Origin of the sequence: Streptomyces sp. NPDC050121 (genome assembly GCF_044460385.1) — a bacterium.
GTDB classification, from domain to species: Bacteria; Actinomycetota; Actinomycetes; order Streptomycetales; family Streptomycetaceae; genus Streptomyces; species Streptomyces soliscabiei.
In genome coordinates this window covers 113,777-126,757 of the sequence record NZ_JBITJV010000025.1, presented here as the reverse complement: position 1 = coordinate 126,757, position 12,981 = coordinate 113,777, and the positions used below count along the sequence as shown (strand labels likewise).

Annotated in this window: 12 protein-coding genes and 2 pseudogenes; 9 read left to right on the top strand and 5 right to left on the bottom strand. The window is 70.5% G+C overall.

Going from position 1 to position 12,981, the window contains the following annotated elements; translation table 11 throughout:
- Positions 1-200 precede the first annotated feature (200 nt).
- The 4 genes and pseudogenes from ACIBTS_RS32075 (at position 201) to ACIBTS_RS32060 (ending at position 2,134) form a co-directional block, all read left to right on the top strand.
- A complete protein-coding gene (locus ACIBTS_RS32075) occupies positions 201-1,001 on the top strand; it encodes an RNA-guided endonuclease InsQ/TnpB family protein (RefSeq protein WP_399324009.1) in 801 nt (266 codons plus the stop codon).
- A gap of 93 nt (positions 1,002-1,094) precedes the next feature.
- A pseudogene (locus ACIBTS_RS32070) lies at positions 1,095-1,367 on the top strand (zinc ribbon domain-containing protein); the annotation flags it as partial.
- 118 nt (positions 1,368-1,485) lie between these two features.
- Positions 1,486-1,581, top strand: a pseudogene (locus ACIBTS_RS32065) (ABC transporter substrate-binding protein); the annotation flags it as partial.
- 121 nt (positions 1,582-1,702) lie between these two features.
- Entirely contained in the window at positions 1,703-2,134 is a 432-nt protein-coding gene (locus ACIBTS_RS32060; RefSeq protein ID WP_399324046.1) for a hypothetical protein, read from the top strand.
- Positions 2,135-2,150: 16 nt separating this feature from the next.
- Here ACIBTS_RS32060 and ACIBTS_RS32055 read toward each other — a convergent pair whose 3' ends face one another.
- A complete protein-coding gene (locus ACIBTS_RS32055; protein WP_399324007.1) occupies positions 2,151-2,948 on the bottom strand; it encodes an SDR family oxidoreductase in 798 nt (265 codons plus the stop codon).
- A 162-nt stretch (positions 2,949-3,110) separates the two neighbouring features.
- Here ACIBTS_RS32055 and ACIBTS_RS32050 point away from each other — a divergent pair, with 162 nt between their 5' ends.
- On the top strand, positions 3,111-3,956 hold the full coding sequence (locus ACIBTS_RS32050) for a helix-turn-helix transcriptional regulator (protein ID WP_319673211.1): 846 nt from the start codon (positions 3,111-3,113) through the stop codon (positions 3,954-3,956).
- 695 nt (positions 3,957-4,651) lie between these two features.
- On the opposite strand, the gene ACIBTS_RS32045 is transcribed toward ACIBTS_RS32050, so the two are convergent.
- Positions 4,652-6,040, bottom strand: a complete 1,389-nt coding sequence (locus tag ACIBTS_RS32045) for a cystathionine beta-synthase (protein ID WP_079661810.1) — start codon at positions 6,038-6,040, stop codon at positions 4,652-4,654.
- Between the two features lie 161 nt (positions 6,041-6,201).
- Between ACIBTS_RS32045 and ACIBTS_RS32040 the strand changes: the two genes are divergently transcribed.
- From ACIBTS_RS32040 to ACIBTS_RS32030, 3 genes are all read left to right on the top strand, one after another.
- Complete coding sequence (locus tag ACIBTS_RS32040; protein WP_399324005.1) at positions 6,202-7,233, top strand: SGNH/GDSL hydrolase family protein; 1,032 nt, start codon at positions 6,202-6,204, stop codon at positions 7,231-7,233.
- 201 nt (positions 7,234-7,434) lie between these two features.
- Positions 7,435-8,655, top strand: a complete 1,221-nt coding sequence (locus ACIBTS_RS32035) for an acetyl-CoA C-acetyltransferase (RefSeq protein ID WP_399324003.1) — start codon at positions 7,435-7,437, stop codon at positions 8,653-8,655.
- A 270-nt stretch (positions 8,656-8,925) separates the two neighbouring features.
- Positions 8,926-9,717 (top strand): hypothetical protein, encoded by a 792-nt coding sequence (locus tag ACIBTS_RS32030; RefSeq protein ID WP_399324001.1) that lies wholly within the window; start codon positions 8,926-8,928, stop codon positions 9,715-9,717.
- A 36-nt stretch (positions 9,718-9,753) separates the two neighbouring features.
- Here ACIBTS_RS32030 and ACIBTS_RS32025 read toward each other — a convergent pair whose 3' ends face one another.
- Entirely contained in the window at positions 9,754-10,065 is a 312-nt protein-coding gene (locus ACIBTS_RS32025; RefSeq protein WP_399323999.1) for a hypothetical protein, read from the bottom strand.
- Between the two features lie 104 nt (positions 10,066-10,169).
- Between ACIBTS_RS32025 and ACIBTS_RS32020 the strand changes: the two genes are divergently transcribed.
- A complete protein-coding gene (locus tag ACIBTS_RS32020) occupies positions 10,170-10,397 on the top strand; it encodes a DUF4287 domain-containing protein (RefSeq protein WP_069768564.1) in 228 nt (75 codons plus the stop codon).
- A 101-nt stretch (positions 10,398-10,498) separates the two neighbouring features.
- On the opposite strand, the gene ACIBTS_RS32015 is transcribed toward ACIBTS_RS32020, so the two are convergent.
- Both ACIBTS_RS32015 and ACIBTS_RS32010 read right to left on the bottom strand, forming a co-directional pair.
- The gene (locus ACIBTS_RS32015; protein WP_319346072.1) at positions 10,499-11,401 is read right to left on the bottom strand and encodes a Bax inhibitor-1/YccA family protein; all 903 of its coding nucleotides are present in this window, start codon (positions 11,399-11,401) and stop codon (positions 10,499-10,501) included.
- 211 nt (positions 11,402-11,612) lie between these two features.
- Positions 11,613-12,797, bottom strand: coding sequence for a 4-hydroxybenzoate 3-monooxygenase (locus tag ACIBTS_RS32010; protein ID WP_399323996.1), 1,185 nt, complete (start codon positions 12,795-12,797; stop codon positions 11,613-11,615).
- Between the last annotated feature and the right edge of the window lie 184 nt (positions 12,798-12,981).

The window sequence follows — 12,981 nt, the reverse complement described above, 5'->3', positions numbered from 1 at the left end:
TAGCCGGATCGCCGCCATGGCGATCCGGCGTTCTCGTCCGGGATGCGGAGGGTGGCTGCGGACGGGTGATGGTGACGGGGAGTCGGGGGTTCTGATCCCTGGGGCCAGTGGCCGGCGGGGGGGGGCGGGGTGGCCACTCGCACGGGTGACGGTGATCGATGAGGTGCGCGGGCGGGGAACGTGTGGTCTAGGTTCACGGCATGGCACGGTTTCGGACGTACCCGACGGGTGGGCAGGAGCGGCAGATGCTGCTGCACTGCGCGCACGCCCGCTACGTCTGGAACCTCGCGGTCGAGCAGCATGCGCACTGGAGGCCGGGCCGCAGGTCCGCGCCCTCCTTCGCCGAGCAGTGCCGTCAGCTCACCGAGGCCCGGCGTGACAACGCGTGGCTGGGCGCCGGGAACGCGGACGTGCAGCAGCAGGCCCTCAAGGACTTCGCGAAGGCCAGGCAGGCACGTTTCACGTCCCGGTTCGGTGAGCCGACCTGGCGCAGGAGGTACCGACATGAGGGCTTCCGGGTCATCGGCGCCGACCGCGTGCGCGAGTACCACGAGGACGGTGCGGCGAAGCTGAACGCGAAGACCGGCCGGCAGGTCATGGGCCGCTCGGTCGTGGTGCGGAAACTCAACCGGCGGTGGGCTCAGGTCAAGGTGCCCGGCTGCGGCTGGGTCCGCTTCCGCCTCAGCACCAGCGGCAAAGGCGCCCGACTCCCTGCGGCGAAGACGTTCCGCGTCACCTACCGCAACGGTCAGTGGCATGCCGCGTTCGCCGTCGTCCCTGAGCCGGTGCCCGCGCCCGGCACGGGCGAGGTCATCGGCATCGACCGCGGCGTCACCATCACCGCCGCCCTCTCCGACGGGCGCACCCTCAACTGCCCCCAGCTCACCGCCCGCGAGCGCGCACAGATCCGCAAGCACCAGCGCCGTGCCGCCCGCGCGAAGAAGGGCAGCCCGCAGAAGACCTCCGCGTACGCGAAGGCGGCCAGACTCAAGGCCAAGTAGGCGAACCGGCGTAAAGACTGGTGCGAGAAGACCAGCACCCTGCTCGCCCGCACCTACGACCTCGTGCGGTTCGAGAAGCTGAACATCAAGAACATGACCCGCTCCGCCAAAGGCACCGTCGAGACGCCGGGCAAACGGGTCGCACAGAAAGCCGGACTCAACCGGAGCATCCTCGCCCAGGGCTGGGGCCTGCTCCGTCGGCGCACCGGACACAAAGCCCCCGGCCGGGTCGAGGACGTACCGGCCCCGTACACATCTCTGCGGTGCAGCGCCTGCGGATGGATCGACAAGAACTCGCGCAAGAGCCAAGCCGAGTTCGTCTGTTCCTCCTGCGGTTTCACCTGCAACGCGGACACCAACGCAGCAGCCAACGTCGCGGCAGGACAGGGCGGGATCCCCCGCCCCCGGCGAACAGCCGGTGCCGGAAGGACGAGACCGCCCACGCGGTCGAAGAACGTGCACGGCACGACAGCAGTCCAACGAGCAGCTCACCGAGCTCAACCGCCAGGTGGACAAGGACAAGAAGGACCCGGAGGACGTGGCCAACACATACGCGAAGCAGCACGGGCTGGCGAAATAGGACCACCCTCGAACCACAGGGTCCCGCCTGCGAACCCGACCCCGCACTGGGGGGCTAACCCCAGTGCGGCGGCTGTCCCGGCTCCCTAACCTTGGTGTCCATGACGGGATGGGAGACGGCCATGGACGCGCGGGACACGGACCTGAAGAAGGAACTCGACGCCACCTTGCAGACACGCAGGGAACTGGGCGAGGAGTACGAGTCCGCGCTGGTGGACTCGTTCCTGGAGAAGGTCGACCAGCGCATCGACGGTGCGGTGGAGCGCCGGGTGCGCAGGCAGCTGGCCGAGCAGCAGATGGTGGCCGCGCGGGGCTCCCGGGCGCCGAAGCCCACCGACTCCTGGGGCGACCGCTTCGGGTTCGCCATCGTCTCGCTGATCCTGGCGATCCCGCTGTCGGCGATCGGCGGCGGCTTGGCGAACTTCCCGGGCGTGCTCGCCGCCTGGGTCGGCATCGTCGGCGTGAACTTCCTCCAGGCCGTCCGCACCAACCCCGAGCTGCTCTCCGGCCGACGGCGCCGTTCCGCCGGCAAGAACGACGACTGGAAGGACTGAGCCGTCGGGCGTGGGCTCACGCCTGCCGGGTCGGCAGCACCATGATCTGCCGCAGGTTGACATGCCGGGGGCGGCTGGTCGCATAGGCGACGACGTCGGCGATCTCCGCCGACGACAGCGCGCCGATCGCGCCGAACATGCCGTCCAGCTGCCCGGCCAGCTCGTCGTTGTCGAGGTGTGTCGCCAGCTCGGTCTCGGTCAGCCCCGGCTCCACGTTGGTGACCCGCACGTCCCGGGGCCCGAACTCGGTGCGCAGGGACTGCGAGAGGTAGGTGACGGCGGCCTTCGTCGCGCCGTACACGGCGTAGTTGGGGAAGGTGATGTGCGCGCCGATGGACGACACGTTCACCAGGTCGGCGCTGCGGCCCTCGGCGGCGGTGCCCACCAGGTCGCCGGTGAAGGCGCGGATCACCCGCAGCACCCCGGTGACGTTGGTGTCGAGCATCCGCTGCCACTCGTCCGTCCGGCCGGCGTCGACCGGGTTCGGCAGCATCACGCCGGCGTTGTTGACGACCAGGTCGACGGTCCCGTAGGCCTCCCGGATCCGGCCCGTGGCCGCGGCCACCGACGCGTCGTCGGTGACGTCGGCGACGACCGCGAGGGCCTCGCCGCCGTCGGCGCGGATCTTCTCCACGACCGCCTCCAGCCGGTCCCCGCGCCGGGCCAGCAGCGCGACCCGGGCCCCCGAGGCGGCGAGCAGCACGGCCACCGCCTCCCCGATCCCGCTGGCCGCGCCGGTGACGACGGCGGTACGACCGGCAAGGCTCGTGTAAGGGCTCGCGTACTGGTCGCCGTTCTGGTTCTCGTACGACATCTGTTGCTCCTGGGAAGGTGAGCCGGGGCGTCTCCCCGGCGACACACCCCACTCTCGCGGCCGGCCACGGCCCTACCCAGGGATGAGCTTTTCCTGGGTCTGCCAGTACCTGGGTCCGCCAGTACCAGGTTGGGATCGAGGCCCTCCTCTACGATCGAACCCATGGACGGGGACCTTGGGGACTTTCTGCGCTCACGCCGTGCTCGCATCCAGCCGGAGGAGGTCGGACTGCCCTCGCACGGGCGCCGGCGCGTCCCCGGACTGCGCCGCGAGGAGGTGGCGCAGCTCGCCGGAGTGAGCGTCGACTACTACATCCGCCTGGAACAGGGCCGGGGGCCGAGCGTCAGCGACACGGTCCTGGACGCCGTGGCCCGTGTCCTGCGCCTGGACGACACGGAGCGCGCCTACCTGCACGCCGTCGCGCGCCCCCGCAAGCCGTCCGGGGGCAGCGCCGCGCCCCGCGTGCGCGCGGGCGTGCAGTTGCTGCTCGACAGCATGGAGCGCACCCCGGCGTTCGTCGTGGACGTCCGCATGGACGTGCTGGCGTGGAACGCGCTCGCCGACGCCGTCTTCGGCTACAGCAGGAGCACGCCGGACGGCCGCAACATCCCGCGGCACGTCTTCCTCGACCCCGCCTCCCGCGACTTCTACCCGGAGTGGTCGGCGGTGGCCGTCCAGTGCGTCGCGCATCTGCGGATGCAGGCGGGCCACCACCAGGAGGACCGCCGGCTGACCTCGCTCGTCGGCGAACTCTCCCTGAAGAGCGAGGACTTCCGCCGCCTGTGGGCCGATCACCCGGTCCGGGCCTGCGCCTATGGCGTGAAACGCGTCCAGCACCCGGTAGCGGGCCCGCTGACCTTCCCCTACGAAACCCTGACCATCGCGGAGGACCCGAACCAGTCCCTGCTGATCTACACCCCCCAGCCGGGCTCGGACACCGCGGAACGCCTGGCACTGCTGGGCAGTTGGACGACGTCACCCGCCCCCGAAGCCACGAAACGCACCTGAGACGTCGGCACAGTCGGCGAAGTCGGCGAAGTCGGCGAGTCCATGGCGATGGACAGGTTCGCGGAGACGTCCGGGAACCACCGGGCGGCACCCGCAACGTCCGGCCGGGCTCGTCGTAGAGGTCGAGGGCCAGCAGGGAGTGCTCCGCGCCCGCCATGGCGTGGGCGGAGGGAGTGCTCCGCCCACGCCATGGCGTGGGCGTCGACCGCAGTGCGCAGGGCGTCCCAGGCGATGCCGTCCTCGAAGTCGACACGCAGGACTAGGGAGGTCAGGTCTTCGGGCTGGGGCCGCGGCATGCCGCGGATCTTCTCATCCGCGCGGGCGGCGGCAGGCGCCGGGAAAAGCTTTCGCGGGGACCGCCGCACCCCCGATACCGGGGGGCGGGACGACGGCGGTCCCCGCGAGGGACGCGGGCCGGGTCAGGCCGGGCTGCGCGTCCGTGGCGTCGGTGGAGGTCCGGGAGCCGCTCCGGAGGTCCGTGACGCCGTTTTGGTGCCGGTGGGGAGGGGAGCCGCTCCCGCCCTGCCGACATCCACAAATATGCAGGACGCGTGTTAAGCGAGTGCTGCGCGGACGTGACGCGCTCGTACCACTTCCGCGAAGTCCACTGTTTCGGTGGGCAAACGGAAGTTCCCCGCCCCAAGGGGCCGTTCACCGGAGGTTTCCCGGAGGTTCCGGCTCCCGGCCCCCGGAAGTTACTTCCCGCCCTTGGCCAGGAAGGCGAGCAGGTCCTGGCGGCTGACGACCCCGGTGGGCTTGCCCTCGACGAGGACGATCGCCGCGTCGGCGCTGCCGAGCACCGACATCAGGTCGCCGACCGGCTCACCGGAGCCGACCTGCGGCAGCGGGGCCGACATGTGCTTCTCCAGCGGGTCGGAGAGCGAGGCCCGCTGGGTGAACAGCGCGTCGAGCAGTTCGCGCTCGACGACCGAGCCCACGACCTCCGCCGCCATGACGTCGGGGTGACCGGCGCCCGGCTTCACGATCGGCATCTGCGAGACGCCGTACTCGCGCAGCACCTCGATGGCCTGGCCGACGGTCTCGTCCGGGTGCATGTGGACGAGGGACGGGATGGAGCCGTGCGCCTTGTCGTTGAGGACGTCGGCGACACGGGCGCTGGGACCCTCGTCCTCCAGGAAGCCGTAGTCCGCCATCCACTCGTCGTTGAAGATTTTACTGAGGTATCCGCGACCGCTGTCGGGCAGCAGGACCACCACGACGTCGTCCGGGCCGAGCCGCTCGGCGACCCGCAGCGCGGCGACGACGGCCATCCCGCAGGAGCCGCCGACCAGCAGCCCCTCCTCCTTGGCGAGCCGGCGGGTCATCTGGAAGGAGTCCTTGTCGGACACCGCGACGATCTCGTCGGCGACGGTCCGGTCGTAGGCGGTCGGCCAGAAGTCCTCGCCGACGCCCTCGACGAGGTACGGCCGCCCGGACCCGCCGGAGTACACCGAGCCCTCGGGGTCGGCGCCGACGACCTGCACCCGGCCCTCACTGGCGTCCTTCAGATAGCGGCCGGTGCCGGAGATGGTGCCGCCGGTGCCGACGCCCGCGACGAAGTGGGTGATCCTGCCCTCCGTCTGCTCCCACAGCTCGGGGCCGGTGGAGTGGTAGTGGGAGAGCGGGTTGTTCGCGTTGGAGTACTGATCGGGCTTCCACGCCCCCGGCGTCTCCCGCACCAGCCGGTCGGAGACGTTGTAGTACGAGTCCGGGTGCTCGGGGTCCACAGCGGTCGGGCAGACGACGACCTCGGCGCCGTACGCCCGCAGCACGTTGATCTTGTCCGTGGACACCTTGTCGGGGCACACGAAGATGCACTTGTACCCCTTCTGCTGCGCCACGATGGCCAGCCCGACCCCGGTGTTCCCGCTGGTCGGCTCGACGATCGTGCCGCCCGGCTTGAGCTCCCCGCTCTGCTCTGCGGCCTCGATCATGCGCAGGGCGATGCGGTCCTTCACGGAACCGCCCGGGTTGAAGTACTCCACCTTGGCCAGGACGGTCGCCTGGATGCCCTTGGTCACGCTGTTGAGCTTCACCAGCGGGGTGTTGCCGACGAGGCTGATCATCGAGTCGTGGAATCGCACCGTTGTCTCCGGTTGCTTGCAAAAACTGTGGTCGTAGTGGTGAAGCCAGCCTACGGGCCGGGTCGCGACCGGGGCGGCACGTTCACTCCTGGTGGAGATTGGGCGACGCCCCGTACGGGGCAAGGAGTGGGTGTACGGACACGAGGAGGTGGCGTCGAGGCATGACGAGCATGTCGAGGGCGAGAGTGGCCCGGCGCATCGCGGCCGGCGCGGCCTACGGGGGCGGCGGCATCGGACTGGCCGGAGCGGCAGCGGTCGGACTGGTGCTGGCGGAGGTACATCTGGCGCGCCGCCAGGTCAACAACGGGTCGCATCCGCACGTCCCGCAGGCGGACGGCCGCTACGGCCACGCCTACGACGCCCCCGGGCCCGGCAAGGAACCGCTGCTGCTGACGATGCTGGGCGACTCCACGGCGGCGGGCCAGGGCGTGAACCGTTCCGGGCAGACCCCGGGCGCCCTGCTGGCGTCGGGCCTGGCGGCGGTCGCGGAACGCCCCGTGGAACTGCGCAACGTGGCGCTCCCGGGCGCCCAGTCCGACGACCTGGACCGGCAGGTGGCGCTGGTCCTGGGGGACTCCGACCGGGTGCCCGACATCTGCGTGATCATGATCGGCGCGAACGACGTGACCCACCGCATGCCGCCCACCCGCTCGGTCCGGCACCTGTCCGCGGCGGTACGGCGGCTGCGGACGGCCGGCGCGGAGGTCGTCGTCGGCACCTGCCCCGACCTGGGCACGATCGAGCCGGTCCAGCAGCCCCTGCGCTGGCTGGCCCGCCGGGCGTCCCGCCAGCTGGCGGCGGCCCAGACGATCGGCACGATCGAGCAGGGCGGACGCACGGTGTCGCTGGGCGACCTGCTGGGCCCCGAGTTCGAGGCGAACCCGCGCGAGCTGTTCGGCCCCGATCACTACCACCCGTCGGCGGAGGGGTACGCGACGGCGGCGATGGCGGTGCTGCCCACGGTCTGCGCGACCCTCGGCCTGTGGCCGGCGGAGGAGGAGCGCCCGGACGTCTCCCGCCGCGAGGGTTTCCTGCCGGTGGCCCGGGCAGCGGCGGAAGCGGCGTCGGAGGCGGGCACGGAAGTCACGGCAGCGATGCCGACGGGGCCACGGGGCCCATGGGCCCTGCTGAAACGGCGCAGGCGCCGCCGGGTGACCGAACCGGAGCGGACACCTGCCGCCCCCTCCCCCTGACCCGCACCTGGGGGCTCCGCCCCCAGGCCCCCGTCCCATGCCCTGCCCCACCCGACTCGGTCGGACAGAGAAGTGAACCAAGCAAGCGCTTAGAAAGTGCGTTCAGGGTCACACCGCGACCCACGTGACCCAAGCCATACGTACCGGTAACTTCCCAAGCAGCCGTGTCCGTACGGAACCCTTCCCGCCAATGGAGCCGTGATGCCCGAAGCCGTCATCGTCTCGACCGCCCGCTCGCCCATCGGCCGCGCTTTCAAGGGCTCCCTGACGGACCTGCGCCCGGACGACCTCACCGCCACGATCATCCAGGCGGCCCTCGCCAAGGTCCCCGAGCTCGACCCGAGGGACATCGACGACCTGATGCTCGGCTGCGGCCTGCCCGGCGGCGAGCAGGGCAACAACCTGGGCCGTATCGTCGCCGTGCAGATGGGGATGGACCACCTCCCCGGCTGCACGGTCACCCGCTACTGCTCCTCCTCGCTCCAGACCAGCCGGATGGCCCTGCACGCCATCAAGGCCGGCGAGGGCGACGTCTTCATCTCGGCCGGTGTCGAGATGGTGTCCCGGTTCACCAAGGGCAACTCCGACAGCCTGCCGGACACACACAACCCGTTCTTCGCCGAGGCAGAGGCCCGCACGGCCGCCGTCGCCGAGCAGGAGGGCACCTCCTGGCACGACCCGCGCGAGGACGGCCTCGTCCCGGACGCCTACATCGCGATGGGGCAGACCGCGGAGAACCTCGCCCGCGTCAAGGGCATCACCCGCCAGGACATGGACGAGTTCGGCGTCCGTTCCCAGAACCTCGCCGAGGAAGCCATCAAGAACGGCTTCTGGGAGCGCGAGATCACCCCCGTCACCCTGCCCGACGGCACGGTCGTCTCCAAGGACGACGGTCCGCGCGCCGGGGTCACCCTGGAGGGCGTCCAGGGCCTGAAGCCGGTTTTCCGCCCGGACGGGCTGGTCACCGCCGGCAACTGCTGCCCGCTGAACGACGGCGCCGCCGCGGTCGTCATCATGAGCGACACCAAGGCCCGCGAGCTCGGCCTGACCCCGCTCGCCCGCATCGTGTCGACCGGCGTCTCCGGCCTCTCCCCCGAGATCATGGGCCTCGGCCCGGTGGACGCCAGCAACCAGGCGCTGCGTCGCGCCGGCCTCAGCATCGACGACATCGACCTGGTCGAGATCAACGAGGCGTTCGCCGCGCAGGTGATCCCCTCCTACCGCGACCTCGGCATCGACCTCGACAAGCTGAACGTCAACGGCGGCGCCATCGCCGTCGGCCACCCCTTCGGCATGACGGGCGCCCGCATCACCGGCACGCTCATCAACTCGCTCCAGTTCCACGACAAGCAGTTCGGCCTGGAGACGATGTGCGTCGGCGGCGGCCAGGGCATGGCGATGGTCATCGAGCGCCTCAGCTGAACCTCTCGGTGACCGTCAGGGCACCCACGGTGAGTTGACGGCCCGGAGTCCGGAATGCACCTGGACTTCGGGCCGTTCTGTGATCCAATCTCCCCCAGGATGTGACCTATCTCCCTCCCGGAGGGATTTACGCAGCTCAGCGCGGTTCAACACCAAACCCCAGGCCCAAAGACCTGTCCGTTTCGTGACGTTACGCACTGACAGCTGGATAGTCCACCCTTCAAGCTGATGTAGGAAGTCGGGGGTCGACTTTGAACCGGGAGTACGTCAGTGAGCGCCATGCCGATCGCCTTGTTGGTCACCACGGCCGCCACGGGCGCCGTGGGCGTCGCCGTCCTGCGCACCCTCTTGCAGCTGCGCCGGCAGGTCGCCGCCCTGCACACCCAGCTCGCCGAGAACCACGCCGCGGAGCTGCGCGGCCGGGTTCCGGCCGCCCGCACGACCGCCGACACGGCTGAGATACGCGCCGCGGTGGCCGAGGCGCTCGCGGAGGAGCGGGAGCGGGAGCTCGCCGAGGCGCGCGCCTTCTGGGCCGCCCAGGAGGCACGTGACGCCTCCGACGCCCCCTCCCTGCTGGGCCTGCCGGACAGTGAGCTGTTCCTGCCCCGGCAGAGCGACTTCGTGGGCCTGGAGCCCCTGGAGCCGGTGACCGAGCCGACCGCGGACGCCGACGAGTTCGGCGGGGAGTCCCCCGAACTGGCCGCGGCCCGCCGCCGCCACCCGTCCCACCCCGACTTCGTGCCGGTCCAGTCACCGATGATCAACGATCACGAACGCACCGTCGCCACCCTCGAGGAACTGGCCGCGTCCCGCATCGAGCTGACCGACGTCCGCCCGGGCCCGCTCGGCACCCTCGACGTCTATGTCTTCGCCGACGGCACGACCCTGTGCATGACCCCGGGCCACCGCGAGACGGCGGAACGTCTCGCCACGGCCCTCACGGCCGGCGAGACCCCGTTCCTGCTGGGCGGCTCGGGCATCTCGGGCGCCTACACCCTGACCTTCGCGTGCGGCGAGGAGAACGTCTACATCCTGGCGGACCGGGTCATAGCGAGCCTGTAGAGGCCTCGGCCTGTAGAGGCCTCGCTCCCGCGGCCGTCACACCCCCGCCCGCTTCTGCGCCTCCTGCACCAGTCGCACGGCCTCGGCCACCTGGTCCTCGTCCGACAGCACGAGGGCCAAATCGTGCACCGCCACGGTGATTTGGTCGGCGGCCGCGAACATCCCGGCGTCGGGCATCTCCCGGGGCTCCACCCCGGGCTCCTCGATACGCTGGGCCCAGGCGGCCAACTCCCGGGCCAACCCCAGCGCCTGCGCGGCAGCGCTTCTCTGGAGCCGGCTCTGCGGAGCGGCACGCAGACGATCGGCGAAGTGATCCACCGCACGGGTCAGGGACGTCGTATCCACCACGCCGCGAGACTACGCGTCGGACCGGGACTGTTGCCAACAGGCGAACACTGAGGCACCGTGACCTGAAGGACCGGCTTACATCCCCTTTGCTACCGGAGGCGCCGATGTCCCATGTCCTCTCCGAGGAGACCCACCGCAACATACTGGCCCGTATCCCCCATTGCACCGGTCGTGAAGTCTCCGACTGGCTGCGCACCGTCGACGAAGGCCCCGCTCTCCGCTTCGAGGAGAAGGTCAGCTGGCTGCGCGCCGAGCACAACCTCGCGTACGGCCACGCCAAGGCGATCATCCACGAGTACGACCTGAGGAGGGCCGCGCGCAAACTGCTCTAGCGCGCCGACACACCACCACGCCGGACACGACGAAGGGCCCCGGGATCGAAATCCCGGGGCCCTTCGCGCTGTCACGCGCTGTTGCCGCTCAGCCTCAGCGGTCAGTCGCTGTTCAGGATCGACAGGAGCCGCAGGAACTCCATGTAGATCCACACCAGCGTCATGGTGAGGCCGAAGGCGGCGAGCCAGGCCTCCTCGCGCGGGGCGCCGTACGCGACGCCGTCCTCGACCTGCTTGAAGTCCAGGGCGAGGAAGCAGGCGCCGAGGATGATGCCGATGACGCCGAACACGACGCCCAGGGCGCCGCTGCGGAAGCCGAGGCCGTCACCGCCGCCGAACACCGAGAACAGCAGGTTCGCGACCATCAGCAGGACGAAACCGAGCGCGGCGGCCATCACGAAGCCGTAGAAGCGGCGGTTGACGCGGATCCAGCCCGCCTTGTAGGCCACGAGCACAGCGGCGAAGACCGCCATCGTGCCCAGCACCGCCTGGGCGACCACGCCGTCCGCGATGTACGTGGACACCGCGCTGGAGATCACGCCGAGGAAGACGCCCTCGAACGCGGCGTACGACAGGATCAGGGCGGGGGCCGGGCGGCGCTTGAACGACTGGACGAAGGCCAGCACCATCGCGACCAGGGCGGCGGCGATGCCGATGCCGTACGACTTGCCGAGGTTCGCCTCGTCGACGGGCAGCAGCAGCCAGGCCAGCACCGCGGTGACGACCACTGTGCCGAGCGTGGTCGCGGTGCGCGCGACGACGTCGTCCATGGTCATCCGGCCGGTGGCGGCCGGGGCCTGCGGCGGTGCGCCCTGCTGCAGGCCCTGCTGGGCGTAGGGGTTCTGCGCGTAGGGGTTGCCCGCCTGCTGGGCGTACGGATCGCCCTGCGCGTACGGGTTGGCCTGCGTGCCGCCAGCGGGTCCCCCGGCCTGTGCGTTGAAGCCCGCGTAGCCGTTGTCGCGGCTGAACCCCCGTCGCGAGAAGACCGGGTTTCTGCTCTGCATTTCACTCCTCCATGGCCACAGTGCGTCGCCTTGGGCTCAAGGGTAATAGGTAGGCAAAGGATTGACCCTAGTGCTTGAGGAGGATCTTTCCCTCTTGTGCTGCGCAACACGCTACGTGGCAGCGTGATTCCCGGCACCGGCGGACCTCATTCATGACCAACCTGCTACCTGTCCGGAACCAGTCGGAGACCGGCCGACGCGTCATGTCCGGTCACCCGAACGGGAACCCGGTGTACCCCTCGGCCAGGTCGGTCTCGGCGGCGCGGGAGGAGGCGATGCGCTCCAGTCGGGCGAGCTGGAGGCGCGCCTCGAAGGGGGTGGCGTCGGGGACGGGGTGCAGCAGGGTCGTCATGTCGTAGGAGAACCGCTCGGCCTGCCAGACACGGCGCAGACAGGTCTCGGAGTAGCCGTCGAGGAGGTCGGAGGAGCCCGTCTGCCTCTGGTGCGTCAGCGCCCGCGCGAAGGTGACGACGTCCCCGACGGCGAGGTTCAGCCCCTTCGCGCCGGTCGGCGGCACGATGTGGGCCGCGTCCCCGGCGAGGAAGAGCCGGCCGTGCCGCATGGGCTCGTGGACGTAGGAGCGCATCGGGGTGACCGACTTCTGGGTGATCGGGCCGCGCTCCAGCTTCCAGTCGTCGTCCGTCTCGAAGCGGCGCTCCAGCTCGTCCCAGATCTCGTCGTCGCCCCAGGTCTCGGCGTCGGTGCCCTCGGGCACCTGGAGGTAGAGGCGGGAGACGGACTGCGAGCGCATGGACAAGAGCGCGAAGCCTCGGTCGTGGCGGGCGTAGACCAGCTCGTCATGGGAGGGCGGCACGTCGGCGAGGATGCCGAGCCAGCCGAAGGGGTACGTACGTTCGAAGACGCGGGTCAGCTCGGCCGGGATCGCCTTCCGCGAGACGCCCCAGAAGCCGTCGCAGCCGACGACGTACTCGCACTCCAGGACCTCCTCGACGCCTTCCGGGCCGCCACGGCGGAAGCGGATGCGCGGGCGGTCGGTGCCGGCGTCCTCGACGGCCAGGGCCTCCGTCTCGAACAGCAGCGGGCCGCCCTCCTCCAGTTGGAGGGCGATGAGGTCCTTGCAGACCTCGGTCTGGGCGTAGACCATCACCGACCGGCCTCCGGTGAGGGCGGGGAAGTCGACGCGATGGCGCTGCCGCGCGAACCGCAGCTCTATGCCGTCGTGGCGCAGCCCCACCCGGTCCATGCGCTCCCCGGCGCCGGCCGCGCGCAGCACGTCCACCGTGCCCTGCTCCAGGATCCCGGCGCGCTGCCGGTGCTCGACGTAGGCCCGGTCGCGGCTCTCCAGTACGACGGAGTCGATGCCGGCGTTGTGGAGCAGACGGGCGAGGAGGAGGCCGGCGGGGCCGGCGCCGACGATGCCGACGGTCGTGCGCATCGGGCGTTCCCTTCGGGGTTCTGTTCGGAGTTCTGTTCGGAGTTCTGTTCGCTGATCGTGTTCGTTGATCGTGTTCGTCGATCGTGTTCGTCGATCGTGTTCGCTGCGCTGGTTCACCGCACCTGTTCGCGTAGTGAAGTTTTATTCACTGGCTTCGGGTGAGTCTGCGCCTCCGTGGAACGGG

What these genes read in the sequence shown, in the direction of transcription:
- ACIBTS_RS32060 (WP_399324046.1), top strand. Translation starts at nt 1,703, where the DNA reads ATGGACGCGCGGGACACGGACCTGAAGAAGGAACTCGACGCCACCTTG.
- ACIBTS_RS32075 (WP_399324009.1), top strand. Translation starts at nt 201, where the DNA reads ATGGCACGGTTTCGGACGTACCCGACGGGTGGGCAGGAGCGGCAGATG.
- ACIBTS_RS32015 (WP_319346072.1), bottom strand. Translation starts at nt 11,401, where the DNA reads ATGCAGAGCAGAAACCCGGTCTTCTCGCGACGGGGGTTCAGCCGCGAC.
- ACIBTS_RS32010 (WP_399323996.1), bottom strand. Translation starts at nt 12,797, where the DNA reads ATGCGCACGACCGTCGGCATCGTCGGCGCCGGCCCCGCCGGCCTCCTC.
- ACIBTS_RS32055 (WP_399324007.1), bottom strand. Translation starts at nt 2,948, where the DNA reads ATGTCGTACGAGAACCAGAACGGCGACCAGTACGCGAGCCCTTACACG.
- ACIBTS_RS32035 (WP_399324003.1), top strand. Translation starts at nt 7,435, where the DNA reads ATGCCCGAAGCCGTCATCGTCTCGACCGCCCGCTCGCCCATCGGCCGC.
- ACIBTS_RS32050 (WP_319673211.1), top strand. Translation starts at nt 3,111, where the DNA reads ATGGACGGGGACCTTGGGGACTTTCTGCGCTCACGCCGTGCTCGCATC.
- ACIBTS_RS32020 (WP_069768564.1), top strand. Translation starts at nt 10,170, where the DNA reads ATGTCCCATGTCCTCTCCGAGGAGACCCACCGCAACATACTGGCCCGT.
- ACIBTS_RS32040 (WP_399324005.1), top strand. Translation starts at nt 6,202, where the DNA reads ATGACGAGCATGTCGAGGGCGAGAGTGGCCCGGCGCATCGCGGCCGGC.